Source organism: Amorphoplanes friuliensis DSM 7358 (assembly GCF_000494755.1).
GTDB lineage: Bacteria > Actinomycetota > Actinomycetes > Mycobacteriales > Micromonosporaceae > Actinoplanes > Actinoplanes friuliensis.
Genome location: NC_022657.1, coordinates 7,698,460 through 7,712,699, shown reverse-complemented (window position 1 = coordinate 7,712,699; position 14,240 = coordinate 7,698,460). Strand labels below are relative to the sequence as shown.

The window sequence follows — 14,240 nt, the reverse complement described above, 5'->3', positions numbered from 1 at the left end:
GCCGCGTGGAATCGGTCACGATCGCAACGGTACGGTGCCCCGCCGCTCCGTTGTCGTTGGACCGACCAGGCGTGAGGTGTCAGACTTGCGGGTTGGAGCTTCTTCCGTTGTGACCGGGGGGCACACGGGTTGGCCACCATCCTGAGACTCATGAAGGGCAGATGCCGTGAGCACGCAGATTCTGGAGCGTCCGGAGACCAAGGACGCCGACACCGGTCCCGAGATGTTCCACTACGTGCGCAAGGAGAAGATCGCGGAAAGTGCCGTCATGGGCACCTACGTGATCGCTCTGTGCGGGGAGAAGTTTCCCGTGACCAAGACGCCGAAGCCGGGCTCGCCCGTGTGCCCGCAGTGCAAGGAGATCTACGAGTCGATGAAGCACTGATCCACGGGGAGTCCGCGTGACCGGCAGCTACACCATGCTGATCGCGGACCTGATCGGTGTGGCTGTCTTCGCGGCTTCCGGCGCGGGGGCCGCGGTCGCGAAGCGCCTCGACCTGTTCGGCGTGGGCTTCGTCGGCTTCGTGGCGGCCCTAGGCGGCGGCATCCTGCGCGATCTGGTGATCGGCGCAGTGCCTCCGCTTGCCTTCTCCGACTGGCGCTACGCCGTCACCGCCGTGTGCGCGTCGGTGGCCGTGTTCTACCTGCACCCGCAGCTCAGCCGGCTGCGGCGTACGGTCCTGGTGCTCGACGCGGCCGGGCTCGGGCTGTTCACCGTGTCCGGCACGATCAAGGCCCTCGACGCCGGTGTTCCGGCCGTCGGCGCCTGCCTGGTGGGAATGCTCACAGGTATCGGCGGCGGTCTCGCCCGCGATCTGCTCACCGGTGAGATCCCGGCGGTCCTCCAGCGCGACATCTACGCGGTGGTCGCGCTCGGCGGAGCGGCCGCCGTCACCGTCCTGACCTGGCTCGACCTGGCCGGTCCGCTCCCGATGGCGTCCGCCGCGGCCGCGATGATCGGGGTACGCCTCCTCGCGCTCTACCGGCGCTGGTCAGCTCCCGTCGCTGTGCCGTGACCCCGTGTTGTCGTAGGCCGCCGCTATGCTGAGTTTCGCCTCTGCGGCCGGTTGCGCGGGGGCATTTTTGTTGGACATCGAGACTGTTCGAGTCGAGAGGAACGTCGCAGCTTGAGCCCGCCACTGCCGGACCTGGAGACCTTCCCGCCGTTGCGTGCCTGGCAGCGCAAGGCACTGGTGGAATATCTGCGCCGGCGCAGCCCCGACTTCATGGCGGTCGCGACCCCCGGCGCCGGCAAGACCACCTTCGCCCTGCGCATCGCGGCGGAGCTGCTCGCCGACGGCACGGTCGAGCAGGTGACCGTCGTGTGCCCGACCGAGCACCTGAAGACCCAGTGGGCCTCGGCCGCGGCCCGCGTCGGCATCCAGCTGGACCCGTCCTTCCGCAACGCCGACGTCCACTCGTCCCGGGACTTCCACGGCGCCGTGCTCACGTACGCCCAGGTCGGCATGGCCCCCGCGGTGCACCGCCGCCGCACGATGACCCGCCCGACGATGGTCATCCTCGACGAGATCCACCACGCCGGCGACTCCCGCACCTGGGGCGACGGCGTGAAGTCGGCCTTCGAGGAGGCCGAACGCCGCCTGATGCTCACCGGCACCCCGTTCCGCTCCGACGACAACCCGATCCCCTTCGTCACGTACGAACGCGGCGACAACGGCCTCCAGCGCTCCCGCTCGGACTCGATCTACGGCTATTCGGACGCCCTCCGCGACGGCGTCGTCCGCCCCGTCATCTTCCTGGCGTACTCCGGCGAGACCCGCTGGCGCACCAGCGCGGGCGACGAGCTGGCGGCCCGCCTCGGCGAGCCCATGACCAAGGACCTGATCGCCCAGGCCTGGCGTACGGCTCTCGACCACCGCGGCGACTGGATGCCCCAGGTCCTCAGGGCCGCCGACGCCCGCCTCTCCCGCCTGCGTTCCCACGGCATGGTCGACGCCGGCGGCCTGGTCATCGCCAGCGACCAGCAGACCGCCCGGGCGTACGCGAAGTTGCTGGGGGAAATCACCGGCGAGCCGGCGGTGGTCGTCCTCTCCGACGACCAGGGCGCCTCGGCCCGCATCGGCACCTTCGCCCTCTCCGACCAGCGCTGGATGATCGCCGTCCGCATGGTCTCCGAAGGCGTCGACATCCCCCGCCTGGCCGTCGGCGTCTACGCGACCAGCGCCTCCACCCCGCTGTACTTCGCCCAGGCCATCGGCCGCTTCGTCCGTGCCCGCGTCACCGGCGAAACAGCCACGGTCTTCCTCCCGAGCGTCCCGCATCTCTTGGGCCTGGCCAGCGAGATGGAAGCCGAACGCGACCACATCCTCGGCGCCCCCAAGGACCCCGACGGCCTCGACGACGCCCTCCTCGAGCGAGCCCAGCGCGCCGAAGACGCCGAAGGCGACCTCGACAAACGCTTCGAAGCCCTCTCCGCCACCGCCGAGCTGGACCAGGTCATCTACGACGGCACCTCCTTCGGCACGGGCGCCCGCACGGGCACCCCCGAGGAGGAGGAGTACTTGGGGCTTCCGGGCCTCCTGACGCCCGACCAGGTGTCTGTGTTGCTGAACAAGCGCCAGACCGACCAACTGGCCGCGCAGAAGCGTCAGAAGGCCGCTGAGCCGGTTCCAGCCCAACGGGAGCCGGTGGTGGTCCTGAGCGCGGGGGAGCGCCGCAACAGCCTCCGCCGCCAGCTCAACACCCTGGTCGCCGCCCACCACCACCGCACCAACCTCCCCCACGGCAAAATCCACGCCGAGCTGAGGCGCTTGTGCGGCGGCCCCCCGAGCGCCCAGGCAACCATCGAACAACTCGAAGAACGCATCGCCACCATCCAAACCATGTAACCCACCGCCGCCTCCCGCGCGCGGTTACCTGGGTAAACGGGCGTTAGTGACTGGCCCGCACGTCCCGACCGGCGCACCCACGGTGGTGTCGCCTGGTGGCCTGACAGCGGTCACAGCGGCACCGCTCGTCGGCCGACACACGGTGACTCGCATAGGGCCGCGCTGACCCAGCTCCGCGCCCGCAGGCCGCCTCCGGCAACTATCCGGTCAGCCGCACATCCCGGACAGCGCAGGCCGGAGAGCACGCCCACCACCCATCAAAGGCCGAACCCACGGCACACCCAACTTCCTTGAAGTCGGGCTCTCAACCCACCCCGAGCGCCCAACTTCCGTGAAGTCGGGCCTTCAGCGCGCTCGCGTGCCCAACTTCCTTGAGGGCGGGCTCTCATCGCGCTCGCGTGCCCAACTTCCGTGAGGTCGGGCCTTCAGCGCGCTCGCGTGCCCAACTTCCTTGAGGGCGGGCTCTCATCGCGCTCGCGTGCCCAACTTCCGTGAGGTCGGGCCTTCAGCGCGCTCGCGTGCCCAACTTCCTTGAGGGCGGGCTCTCAACCCGCCCCAAGCGCCCAACTTCCTTTAAGTTGGGCCTCCAGCGCGCCTCGCGTGCCCAACTTCCGTGAAGTTGGGGCTTCAAGGGGTGGCGTCAGGCCCGACTTCCGTGAGGTTGGGCCTCAGCGGCGGTGTGGGCCCGACTTGCGTTGAGTTGGGCCTTCAGCGGGCCGCAAAGCTGCCCAACTTCCGTGAGGTTGGCCCTTCGGCGGGCCGAGAGCGCCAACTTCCTTGAAGTTGGTGCCACAAGGAGCGGCGTAGGCCCGGTTTGCTTGAAGTTGGGCTTGGAGTCCTCCGCGAGCGCCCAACTTCCTTGAAGTCGGGGTGCAGCGGGTCGCGTGGGCTCGGTTCCGTGGGGCTGGCGCTGCAACGGGTCGCATGGGCCTGACAGCCGTGGAGTCGGGCCTTCAGCGGGCCGCGATCGCCCAACTTCCTTGAAGTTGGGCTGCAACGGTCGTGGTCGTTCCGACTTATTCGAGTCGCTTAGCCCCGACTTCTGTGAAGTTGGGGCTTTAAGGGGCGGCGTAGGCCCGACTTACGTGGAGTTGGGCCTTCGACGCCCCCTGAGGCCCCGACTTCCTTGAAGTTGGGCACTTCAGTGCGCCCTGAGGGCCCACCTTCCTTGAAGTTGGGCACTGCAGTGCGCCCTGAGGCCCCGACTTCCTTGAAGTTGGGCGAGGGGAGCAGCCCTTGCGCGCGGTAGCCGGCCTCGGAGGCTGCTGGCTGCAGGCGATCAGCATGGCCGGGCTGGTGCGCACGCAGCCGGCGTTCGGCGGGAGCGACGGTCGGTGCCATGCAGTCAGGCACGAAACCCCAGTCCAAGATCGACGAAGGGGCCGATTGCCGCCGGTGGGTGGGGGTTGGGCATGAAAAAGGGGCGTCCCGTGGGGAACGCCCCTTTGGTGGCTGAGGGGTTAGTTGGAGTTGGACATCATGTCCGCGCCGCGCCATACGAACTCGGGGTCGGCCTTGTACTGGACCGTGATTTTCACCAGGTCCTCGGCATACCTGTTGGCGTGGTGTCCGCAGAACACCAGCTCGCTGCCACCAGCCAGGGTCAAACGGAGCTTTCCGGCTGCATTGCAGCGGTCGCACCGTTCATCGGCTGCTGGTCCGGCCACCGTTCCCGCCGGCGGCGTGAGAGTCGGGGTCATCGCCTTCCTCCTCTGGTCGTCACCGATGAACATGTTCCTCGGCTACTGCTCACCCATCGTGCAACACCCTTGGCCTCTGCAGCCTTCCCACTGTGCCCCGAGGGGACTCAAGTCACATGTGGTCCGGTCAGTGTGCCGTGCTCCAAGGGTGCCACGTCAACGATCACTTCCCCACAACGGTCTGATCACCACCGAACGATGTACGGGTGGTGACCAAAGAGGCACGGACTGTTGACTGAACCGGTTGTTGTCCAGTATTGATCAAGGTGTCCGTGCCTCCTCCGTTCAGGCTCAGTCCAGGTAGTCGCGGAGGACCTGCGAGCGGGACGGGTGCCGGAGCTTCGACATCGTCTTCGACTCGATCTGGCGGATGCGCTCGCGGGTGACCCCGTAGACCTGGCCGATCTCGTCCAGGGTGCGCGGCTGGCCGTCGGTCAGGCCGAAGCGCAGGCGGACCACGCCGGCCTCGCGCTCGGACAGCGTCTGCAGGACCTGCTGGAGCTGGTCCTGGAGCAGCGAGAACGACACGGCGTCGACCGCGACGACGGCTTCGGAGTCCTCGATGAAGTCACCGAGCTGGCTGTCGCCCTCGTCGCCGATGGTCTGGTCGAGGGAAATGGGCTCCCGGGCGTACTGCTGGATTTCCAGCACCTTTTCCGGGGTGATGTCCATTTCCTTGGCCAGCTCTTCCGGAGTGGGCTCGCGGCCCAGGTCCTGGAGCAGCTCACGCTGTATGCGGCCGAGCTTGTTGATGACCTCCACCATGTGCACCGGGATGCGGATGGTGCGGGCCTGGTCGGCCATGGCGCGGGTGATGGCCTGGCGGATCCACCAGGTGGCGTACGTGGAGAACTTGTAGCCCTTGGTGTAGTCGAACTTCTCGACTGCGCGGATCAGGCCCAGGTTTCCTTCCTGGATGAGGTCCAGGAACGCCATGCCACGACCGGTGTAGCGCTTGGCCAGCGAGACGACGAGTCGCAGGTTGGCCTCGAGCAGGTGGTTCTTGGCGCGCTCGCCGTCGCGGCCGATCCAGCGCAGGTCGCGCTCGAAGGTGCGGTCGAGCTTCTCTTCACCGTCGTCGCAGGCGCGGAGGCGCTCGGCGGCGTAGAGGCCGGCCTCGATGCGCTTGGCCAGCTCGACCTCCTGCTCGGCGTTGAGCAGGGGGACCTTGCCGATCTGCTTCAGGTACGCGCGGACCGAGTCGGCGGACGCGGTCAGCTCGGCGTCGCGGCGCGCCTGCTTGAGCGCCTCGGACTCCTCGTCGTCCCACTCGAAGTCGCCGTCGGTCGCCGTCGCGGCCGCGTCGGTGGCGGCGGCCTTGACCATGGCGGCCGGCTCCTCCACGACGACGTCCTCGATCTCGGCCGCGAGCTCCTCGGGGTCGATCTCCTCGCCCTCGGCGGGTGTCTCACCGGGCTTCGCGGCCTTGGCGGCCTTTGCGGGGCCGGGCTTGGGCGCGGTGCCGGCTGCGGCCTTGCGTGGTGCGGCCTTCTTGGCGGGTGCGGCCTTCTTGGCGGCCGGGGACCCGTCGTCGTCCGCGCCCGGCTGCGTCGGGGCCGGTGCGGCCTTCTTCGCCGCCGGAGGGCGGGTCGCCTTGGCGGTGGTGGCCTTGGAGGCGGGTGTGACGGCGCGGGCGGCGGAGACGCGGCGGCGGGTGCTCGCCGATCCGTCGACGACAACCGTGACTCCCGCGTCCACGAGGGCTCGGAGGATCTTCTTGGCCTGGGCCGGCGTCACCTCGGCGGACTCGACCGTCTGGACGACCTCGGCTGACGTGATCTGCCCGCCCGCACCCTGAGCATGGGCGATCAGGGCCTCGGTGAGAGAGCGAACGTCGGCACCGGTCTGGTGGGCTTCTGTCACGAATGACCTTCCGGAGGGCGATGTAACACGGCCATGTGCCCAGCGCAGCACGCGGCGGAACGAGGCTGGCCGGTGTGGTGTGGGAGCCCTCGGGACGCGGACGGGCCCGCTGGCGGCTGTCCGTGAAGCGTGGGCAGGGGTGAATTGTAGCGCCGTCCGGCGAGATCCTCCCGCCGCAGCACGCCACCGGCACGCCGCGGGTGCTCCGGAAGGGGGTGCCCGGGGCGTTCGGAAGGCTCGGCGGGACAATCGTAGACGTGGAAAACGCTGCGGAACGGCAGGTATCGACACCGGGCGAGTTGCTCGGGATCGCGGTGCGGATCGCGCGGGAGGCCGCGGAGACCGCCCGGCGGATGCGCGTCGACGGCGTGACCGGCGTTCGGACCAAGAGCACCGACACGGACGTCGTGACGGCGGCCGATCGTGCCGTCGAACGTCAGGTGGTGGCCGCGCTGGCCGCTGAGCGCCCCCAGGACGGCGTACTGGGCGAGGAGTACGGCAACTCCACCTCCGCGGCCTCCGGAGCCGTGCGGTGGATCCTGGACCCCATCGACGGCACCGTGAACTATCTCTACGGACTCCCGCAGTACGCGGTCTCGCTCGCCGCGGAGGTCGACGGCGTCGTGGTGGCCGGCGTGGTGCGCAACGCGGCCACGGGTGACGAGTGGACGGCCACGCTCGGCGGCGGCGCGTGGCGTGACGGCCGGCGGCTGAGCGGCTCGGTCCGGACCACGCTCGACCAGAGCCTGGTCGCCACCGGCTTCGGGTACGACGCGGCCCGCCGGGCGCACCAGGCGGCCGTCGTCGCGGGGTTGATCACCCGGGTGCGTGACATCCGGCGGTTCGGCGCGGCGTCGCTCGACCTCTCCCTGGCGGCGGAGGGGCAGGTCGACGCGTACTTCGAAAAGGGACTGAACCCGTGGGACCACGCCGCGGGCGGACTGGTCGCGGCCGAGGCGGGCCTGCGGGTGTCCGGACTCGACGGTGCCGCCCCGGGCGCGGACATGGTCCTCGCGGCGCCACCGGCGCTCTTCGGCCCGCTGCACGATGTTCTGACCGAGCTGGACGCCGCCGGTGGGCCGTAGGCGGCTCAGGAGTCCTTCTTGGGCGCCACGCAGGCGCCGACCGGGAGTTCGGGCTCGCCCAGTTCGACCAGCGACTGGTTGACCTCGGTGGTGGTGGCGAGCTGCTGGAAGCCGCTGCCGACGACGATGTCCACGACGGCGCCCTTGCGCTTCGCGTCGTACTGCACGTCGGCCTGGTTCAGGAAGTACGCCCGCAGCAGCCACGCGGAGCCGACCGCCTCGGGGCCGTACCGCATGACCGCGACACCGTCGACCTTCTTCTTGTTCTCGGCCGGCTTCTGCGTCTTGAAGCGGCGGTTCTTGAACTCGTTGGTGACGCTGTCGGCCAGCCCCGCGGTGTCCGTACCGTTGAAGACCCGGACGGTGACCTGCTCGGGATCGTCGGGGAGGGTCACGTCGGCCAGCACCGAGCCGGCGGGGCAGCCGCCGTTGGCGACCGCGTCGCCCTGCGTGTCGCGGACCAGCGCCACGACGACGAAGACCACCGCGGCGACGGCGAGCACACCGACCACCACGAGTGCTCGGACGCGGGCAAAGCTCATGGAACCGGCTCCCGGGGTCAGCTCGATCGACCGCCGCCCGGTGCCGGACGGGGCATGCGGAGAGGTTAGCGTCTGTCCGCCATGCCTGCGGAAAGAGGGAATGTTCCCGGCGCGCCGACGATGATCCACGCCCTGGTACCCCTACTTTGATGTCGCCTCGGTCACATCGGGAACAATTGGCCGCCCGCGCGCGTACAAGCCACGCGCGAGGGCGGTAAGGTGCCGCGTTTGCCGGGGCAGTTTCACGAGGGGGTGGGGGCGCCCCGGCGGACGGGCGATCCCTGCTGTTCGGTCAGGCAGAAAAGTCCGTCGGAAACGGGAACCGAAACGTCGTCGCCGGCGTTACTTACGCCAAGTGACACATCGATACAGGAGAGTGAAATCCGATGGCCACCGACTACGACGCTCCGCGTCGCGACGAGGTCGACCTCGGCGAGGACAGCCTTGAGGAGCTCAAGGCCCGCCGCGCCGACTCGCAGTCGGGCGCAGTGGACGTCGACGAGGTAGAGGTGGCGGAGAGCTTCGAGCTCCCCGGTGCTGACCTGGCCGACGAGGAACTCACCGTCAAGGTGCTGCCGATGCAGACCGACGAGTTCCGCTGCGCCCGTTGTTTCCTCGTGCACCACCGCAGCCAGCTCGCGGTGGAGCGCAACGGGGAACTGATCTGCCGCGAGTGCGCCTGACCGGCGCGCTCGTGAGCAGGGTTTGCCCCGGTCGTCGCCGACGATCGGGTTACGTACCGACCCCAGATCCCGGTTCGCCCGTTTGACCGGGCGGCACCACCGGGTATCAACCTGACCGGGTACAGCAGAGATCCGACAGCAGACACGGGGAGGTCGACGATGAGCCGCCCAGACGAAAACTCGGCACAGTCCGCAGATCCGGGGCGTGAGCTCATCAAAGTCGATCCCGCCGAGCCTGCGGAGGAGGGCATCGGCGCGACCGTCGCGGCGTTGTCCGCCGACGATCTCGAGCCCGCCAAGCGCCGGCACCTGCTCGGCCGGCTCGTCGGCGACGTCCGCCGCCGCGGGCTGGGGCAGCTGTTCCGGCCGAAGGCGGCACTGCGCTGGATGGCCGATGTGGTCGCCGACGTCGCACCGCACGTGCCCGTCCGCGACCTGGAGACCCTCCGTCTCCACTTCGACGGTCTGGAGGGTGACGACCTCGCCGACCGTCTGATCCGCAACGCCGCGCGGGCCACTGCCGGGATCGGCGCGGCCGGCGGCGGCGTGGCCTCGCTCGAGTGGGCGGCCACCCCGACCCTGCTCTCCGCCCCGGTGCTGCTGGCGGCGGAGACCGTGGCCGTGGTCAGCATCGAGCTCAAGCTCGTCGGTGAGCTGCACGAGGTCTACGGGCGCCCGGTCACCGGCACCGCCACCCAGCGCGCCTCGTCGCTCATCCAGGCCTGGGCCGGTCAGCGCGGCGTCAACCCGCTCGTGCCGGGTGTCGGCGTGGCCACGGTGCTCGGCACCGCCGCCCGCAAGGAGCTGCAGAGCACCCTGCTGCGGCGTTTCGGGCGCAACCTGACCACGCTGGGACCGCTGCTCACCGGTGCGGCCGTGGCGAGTTACCTGAACAGGCGCGCCACGCGTGGTCTGGGCGAGAGCCTCACCAAGGACCTCCGCAAGGGCAAGAAGAACGCGGCGATCATCGATCCCGGCCGCAAAGAGATCAGTTCTTAGCGCGCAGCAGCGCCGTCGCCAGCTCGACCGGGCGCCGGGAGCTGACCACCCAGAACGGCGTCGGGTCGGCCGGGTCGTCCAGCACGACCTGCACGCCGCCCTTGATCCACGGTCGTTGCACCACGAAGGCCAGCGGGTGGGAGCCGACACCCAGCACTTCACGCTTGCCGTCGGCGTCCAGGGCGATCACGTCGGCGATCACACTCAGCGGCAGCCGGGCGTCGTCGACGTGGAGCTCGGTGTCCGTGACCACGACCCGGATGCGGTCCGCGCGCCACAGCAGAAGCAGAGCGACCGGCAGCAGGACCGCGAACGGCACCCAGGCGCGGAGGCCGGAGCTGCCCATCCACACCTCGGCGGCGAGCAGGGCGGTCACACCGAGCCCGGCCGGCCAGGCGAACCACGGGATGTGGAGACGCTCGGCGTACGCCCGGCGGGGCGCGGTGGTGCGTGCGGACGGCTCGGCTGTCACCCTGGTGAGGGTACGGCGCGCCTCCGCCCGTGACCACGGCAGGATGGCAGGGTGGGTGCCGCTCGCCGACGAGGAACGTGAGGAACAGATCGTGACCGACACCGTGGCCGTGCAGCTCCGCCGGCTCGACCCCGACCTGCCGCTGCCGGCGTACGCCCACCCGGGTGACGCGGGTGCCGACCTGGTCGCCGCCGAGGACGTCGAGCTCGTGCCGGGCGCGCGGCAGACCGTGCGGACGGGCATCGCGATCGCTCTCCCGGAGGGTTACGTCGGGCTCGTGCATCCACGCTCCGGACTGGCCGCACGCCTCGGCGTGACGGTGCTCAACGCGCCCGGTACGGTCGACGCCGGTTACCGCGGCGAAATTCTGGTGAACCTGGTCAACCACGACCCGGCCGCCACCGCGAAGATCTCCCGTGGCGACCGCATCGCCCAGCTGGTCGTGCAACGGGTCGAGCGGGCCGCGTTCCACGTGGTCGACGAGCTCTCCGACACCGCACGCGGGCAGGGCGGGCACGGCTCTACCGGCGGACACGTCGCCCTGCCGGCGCAGCAGCAACAGCTCTAGATCGAAGAAGGTGGCAACGCAGATGTTCTCCCGCAAGCGCGGCGGTCCGAAGCACGTGCGCCCGGACGACGCACCCCAGTCGGCGGCGCTCGCCAAGAGCATGGGTGACGGCCCGGCGCCGGACTTCGGCCCGTACGACAGCTCCCAGGCGCCGGACGGGGTCCAGCGCCTCGACCTCGGCAGCCTGCTGATCCCGGCCGTCGAGGGTGTCGAGGTGCGGGTGCAGGCCAACCCGGACGGCGCCGTCGAGCAGGTCGTGCTCGTGCACGGCAACAGCGCGCTGCAGCTCGGCGTCTTCGCCGCGCCCCGCAGCGAGGGCATCTGGGACGAGGTGCGGTCCGAGATCGCCGGGGCCATGAAGTCCGACGGCGCCTCCCCGCAGGAGTTCGACGGGCCGTACGGCGTCGAGCTCGCGGCGCGGGTCAACACACCCGAAGGCCCGGCGGACGTCCGGTTCGTCGGCGTGGACGGGCCGCGCTGGATGGTCCGGGCCCTGTTCCAGGGTCAGGCTGCCGCCGACCCGGGCCAGGAGGGCGTGCTGGGCGAGTGCCTGCGCGATCTGGTCGTCGTCCGCGACGACGAGGCCCGGCCGGTCCGTGAGGCGCTGCCGCTGCGACTGCCGCGCGAGATGGCCGAGCAGGCCGAACAGCAGCACGACCACGATCATGACCATGATCACGACCACCACCACGACCACGATCACCCGACCACCAACGGGCGCCACGCCCAGTGATCAAAACAGCTGCCGGTGAGGTACGTCACCGGCAGCTGTTCCGGCGTACCGTGAAGTTGCGGTACCGCCCCACACTGGGTGCCGTCCGCCGGGACCCCCACCGGCGCGTTCCACGGCTTGCCGAGGAAGGTGGCACCAGGTCATGTCGACCGACGAGCGCACCGGTCTGCGCCGGTTCTTCGAGAGGCTGACCGCCTCCGAGGAGGAGCTGGACGCGCAGGAGCTGCAGCGCGACAGCGCCAAGTGCGGTGCCATGCCGGCAGGTCAGTGCCACCGGGGTGAGGTCGTCTCGGTGTCGGGACGGCTCCGCACGGTGGCGTACACTCCCCGCACCAACCTGCCGACGCTCGAGGCCGACCTCTACGACGGCAGCGACGTGGTCACGCTCGTCTTCCTGGGCCGTCGTTCCATCGCCGGCATCGAACCGGGTCGTCAGCTCACCGCTCGCGGCCGGATCGCCCTGCGCGACGACCGCAAGGTCATCTACAACCCGTACTACGAGCTGGAGGCGCCCCGGTGACACCCGGCAGCGAGCCCCGTCACGCCGCGCACGAAACCGTGGAGGAGCGGGTCGCCGAGGAGGTCGTCGAAGGGCTCGACCTCAAGGCCGAGCCGGAGGAGGAACCCCTCCCGTCGATGAGCGAGCAGATCTCCGAGCAGCTGGGCGGGGTGCGTGGGCTCATCGAGTCGAGCGTTCCCGTGCTCGCGTTCGTGCTGCTCAACGTGCTGCTCGGCGAGTCCGGTCTCGACCTGGGCAAAAAGACCGCGCTGTACTGGGCGATCGGCGGCAGCGTCGGTTCGGCGGTGGCCATCGGCGTCTACCGGCTGGCCCGCAAGGAGCCCGTCCGGCACGCGGTCAACGGCCTCTTCGGCATCGCGATCGGCGCGTTCCTGGCCTGGCGCACGGGCGACGCCAAGAACTTCTACCTGCCGGGCATCCTGCTCACCCTGGGCCAGGTGGTCCTGCTGATCGGGTCCGTCGCGGTCCGTCGCCCGATCATCGGGTACGTGTGGGGAGTGCTCGCCAACGGCGGTAAGCACGACTGGTTCGACAACAGCAAGCTGTTCCGGACGTTCCAGTGGCTGACGCTGGTCTGGGCCGCGTCGCTGTTCATCCGGGCCGGTGTGCAGGGCTGGCTCTACCTCGCCGACGAGGCCAACGCGATCGGCGTCGTGCGCATCCTGATCAGCTGGCCGATCTACGCCGCGACCTTCGCCTTCACCGCCTGGGCGGTGCACCGGGTGACCTCGGCCCAGGAAGCCGAGGCCGGGGCTGGTGCCGGGGCTGCGGCCGGGGCCGAGCCCGCCGAAGAGGCGAAGGCCTAACCGAGCTCGCGGGCGCTGCCCAGCACCACCGCGCGGACCGCGTCCTCGACCTCGGCCGTGCAGACGAAGATCAGCTCGTCGCCGGCCTCCAGCGGGTCGTCCGGTGTCGGCACCAGGACACGTTTGCCGCGCAGGATCGCCACCAGTGCCGAGTCGCGGGGCATCGGCACCGCGCGGACGGGCTGACCGACGTAGGGCGCGGTGGTGGGCAGGGTGATCTCGACGAGGTTCGCCTCGCCCTGCCGGAACGTCATGATCCGGACCAGGTCGCCGACGGTGACCGCCTCCTCGACCAGGGCGGCCATCAGGCGCGGCTTGCTGACCGCGACGTCGACACCCCACTGCTCGGTGAAGAGCCATTCGTTCTCGGCGCGGTTGACCCGGGCGACCACCCGGCCGACGGCGAACTCCGTCTTGGCCAGCAGCGAGCACACCAGGTTGGCCTTGTCGTCGCCGGTCGCGGCCACGACCACGTCGCAGGCGGCCACGTCGGCCTCCTCGAGGCTGCTGACCTCGCACGCGTCCGCCAGCACCCACTCGGCCTCGGGTACACGTTCGGGGCGGAGCTGGCGGGGCTGACGCTCGATCAGCATCACCTGGTGACCGTTGCCGATGAGCTCCTGGGCGATGGACCGGCCCACGTTCCCGGCGCCCGCGATGGCGATACGCATGGTCAGTGACCCCCCAGCCCGGCGCCGGCCGCACTGGCCAGCACGTCGTCGACGATGTCGTCGGTGACCACCATGAAGACCTGGTCACCGTCCTGCAGCACGGTGGATGCCGTGGCGAGCGAGCCGATGCCGAAGCGCATGAGGTACGCCACGCGGGCGCCCGTGGCGTCCTCCAGCGACTTCACCGTCTGCCCGACCCAGTCCCGGTGCAGCGGCGCCTCGACGATCGACACCGAGCTGGTCGGGTCGCGGAAGACCTCGACCGTGCCCTCGGGGACGAGGTGCCGCACCATGCGGTCGGCCGCCCAGCGGATGGTCGCCACCGTGGGGATGCCGAGCCGCTCGTAGACCTGGGCCCGTTTGGCGTCGTAGATGCGGGCGACGACCCGGGACACGCCGAACGTCTCCCGGGCCAGCCGGGCCGAGATGATGTTGGAGTTGTCGCCGCTGGACACGGCCGCGAAGGCGTCCGCGCGTTCGATGCCGGCCGAGCGCAGCACGTCGCGGTCGAAGCCGATCCCGGTCACGGTCGTGCCGCCGAACTCCGCCCCCAGCCTGCGGAAAGCGTCGGCATTCTGGTCGATCACCGCGACCGAGTGGCCGCGGGCGTCGAGCTTGTGGGCCAGCGTCGAGCCGAGCCGGCCGCAGCCCATGATCACCACGTGCAAGGTTTTGCACCTTCCCGCTGGATGCGTACTTGTCAGAGCGTGCCATGCGGTCGCGAGACCCGGTGCCCGGGGCGGCCGACG

Annotated in this window: 16 protein-coding genes; 10 read left to right on the top strand and 6 right to left on the bottom strand. The window is 70.1% G+C overall.

Annotated features, from left to right (window positions below; genetic code table 11):
- The first annotated feature begins 166 nt into the window (after nucleotides 1-166).
- The 3 genes from AFR_RS35525 to AFR_RS35515 all read left to right on the top strand — a co-directional run bounded on the left by AFR_RS35525 (nucleotide 167) and on the right by AFR_RS35515 (nucleotide 2,849).
- On the top strand, nucleotides 167-385 hold the full coding sequence (locus AFR_RS35525; RefSeq protein ID WP_023561661.1) for a DUF3039 domain-containing protein: 219 nt from the start codon (nucleotides 167-169) through the stop codon (nucleotides 383-385).
- Nucleotides 386-401: 16 nt separating this feature from the next.
- Nucleotides 402-1,016, top strand: coding sequence for a trimeric intracellular cation channel family protein (locus AFR_RS35520; RefSeq protein WP_023561660.1), 615 nt, complete (start codon nucleotides 402-404; stop codon nucleotides 1,014-1,016).
- Nucleotides 1,017-1,127: 111 nt separating this feature from the next.
- Nucleotides 1,128-2,849, top strand: coding sequence for a DEAD/DEAH box helicase (locus tag AFR_RS35515; protein WP_023561659.1), 1,722 nt, complete (start codon nucleotides 1,128-1,130; stop codon nucleotides 2,847-2,849).
- Between the two features lie 1,460 nt (nucleotides 2,850-4,309).
- On the opposite strand, the gene AFR_RS35510 is transcribed toward AFR_RS35515, so the two are convergent.
- Both AFR_RS35510 and AFR_RS35505 read right to left on the bottom strand, forming a co-directional pair.
- Complete coding sequence (locus AFR_RS35510; protein ID WP_041843161.1) at nucleotides 4,310-4,549, bottom strand: DUF7455 domain-containing protein; 240 nt, start codon at nucleotides 4,547-4,549, stop codon at nucleotides 4,310-4,312.
- A 291-nt stretch (nucleotides 4,550-4,840) separates the two neighbouring features.
- Nucleotides 4,841-6,412, bottom strand: coding sequence for an RNA polymerase sigma factor (locus AFR_RS35505; protein WP_023561657.1), 1,572 nt, complete (start codon nucleotides 6,410-6,412; stop codon nucleotides 4,841-4,843).
- A 257-nt stretch (nucleotides 6,413-6,669) separates the two neighbouring features.
- On the opposite strand from AFR_RS35505, the gene AFR_RS35500 reads away from it, so the two are divergent.
- On the top strand, nucleotides 6,670-7,497 hold the full coding sequence (locus tag AFR_RS35500; protein WP_023561656.1) for an inositol monophosphatase family protein: 828 nt from the start codon (nucleotides 6,670-6,672) through the stop codon (nucleotides 7,495-7,497).
- 5 nt (nucleotides 7,498-7,502) lie between these two features.
- On the opposite strand, the gene AFR_RS35495 is transcribed toward AFR_RS35500, so the two are convergent.
- A complete protein-coding gene (locus AFR_RS35495; protein ID WP_023561655.1) occupies nucleotides 7,503-8,039 on the bottom strand; it encodes a LytR C-terminal domain-containing protein in 537 nt (178 codons plus the stop codon).
- Between the two features lie 386 nt (nucleotides 8,040-8,425).
- Here AFR_RS35495 and AFR_RS35490 point away from each other — a divergent pair, with 386 nt between their 5' ends.
- On the top strand, nucleotides 8,426-8,722 hold the full coding sequence (locus AFR_RS35490; RefSeq protein ID WP_023561654.1) for a DUF4193 domain-containing protein: 297 nt from the start codon (nucleotides 8,426-8,428) through the stop codon (nucleotides 8,720-8,722).
- A gap of 159 nt (nucleotides 8,723-8,881) precedes the next feature.
- Complete coding sequence (locus AFR_RS35485) at nucleotides 8,882-9,721, top strand: hypothetical protein (RefSeq protein WP_023561653.1); 840 nt, start codon at nucleotides 8,882-8,884, stop codon at nucleotides 9,719-9,721.
- On the opposite strand, the gene AFR_RS35480 is transcribed toward AFR_RS35485, so the two are convergent.
- Nucleotides 9,711-10,193, bottom strand: coding sequence for a DUF3093 domain-containing protein (locus AFR_RS35480; protein ID WP_023561652.1), 483 nt, complete (start codon nucleotides 10,191-10,193; stop codon nucleotides 9,711-9,713). The two genes, AFR_RS35485 and AFR_RS35480, sit on opposite strands and share 11 nt — an antisense overlap.
- Before the next feature lie 43 nt (nucleotides 10,194-10,236).
- Between AFR_RS35480 and dut the strand changes: the two genes are divergently transcribed.
- From dut to AFR_RS35460, 4 genes are all read left to right on the top strand, one after another.
- On the top strand, nucleotides 10,237-10,761 hold the full coding sequence (gene dut, locus AFR_RS35475; protein WP_052359543.1) for a dUTP diphosphatase: 525 nt from the start codon (nucleotides 10,237-10,239) through the stop codon (nucleotides 10,759-10,761).
- Nucleotides 10,762-10,783: 22 nt separating this feature from the next.
- Complete coding sequence (locus tag AFR_RS35470; protein ID WP_023561650.1) at nucleotides 10,784-11,494, top strand: DUF3710 domain-containing protein; 711 nt, start codon at nucleotides 10,784-10,786, stop codon at nucleotides 11,492-11,494.
- A 142-nt stretch (nucleotides 11,495-11,636) separates the two neighbouring features.
- Complete coding sequence (locus tag AFR_RS35465; protein ID WP_023561649.1) at nucleotides 11,637-12,014, top strand: OB-fold nucleic acid binding domain-containing protein; 378 nt, start codon at nucleotides 11,637-11,639, stop codon at nucleotides 12,012-12,014.
- Nucleotides 12,011-12,820, top strand: coding sequence for a DUF3159 domain-containing protein (locus AFR_RS35460; protein WP_023561648.1), 810 nt, complete (start codon nucleotides 12,011-12,013; stop codon nucleotides 12,818-12,820). Before AFR_RS35465 ends, AFR_RS35460 begins: the two co-directional genes overlap by 4 nt.
- Here the strand turns inward: AFR_RS35460 and AFR_RS35455 are convergent.
- Nucleotides 12,817-13,497: a potassium channel family protein gene (locus tag AFR_RS35455; protein ID WP_084298246.1), complete on the bottom strand. Its 681-nt coding sequence runs from the start codon at nucleotides 13,495-13,497 to the stop codon at nucleotides 12,817-12,819. The two genes, AFR_RS35460 and AFR_RS35455, sit on opposite strands and share 4 nt — an antisense overlap.
- Nucleotides 13,494-14,159, bottom strand: coding sequence for a potassium channel family protein (locus AFR_RS35450; protein ID WP_041841385.1), 666 nt, complete (start codon nucleotides 14,157-14,159; stop codon nucleotides 13,494-13,496). Before AFR_RS35450 ends, AFR_RS35455 begins: the two co-directional genes overlap by 4 nt.
- Nucleotides 14,160-14,240 lie beyond the last annotated feature (81 nt).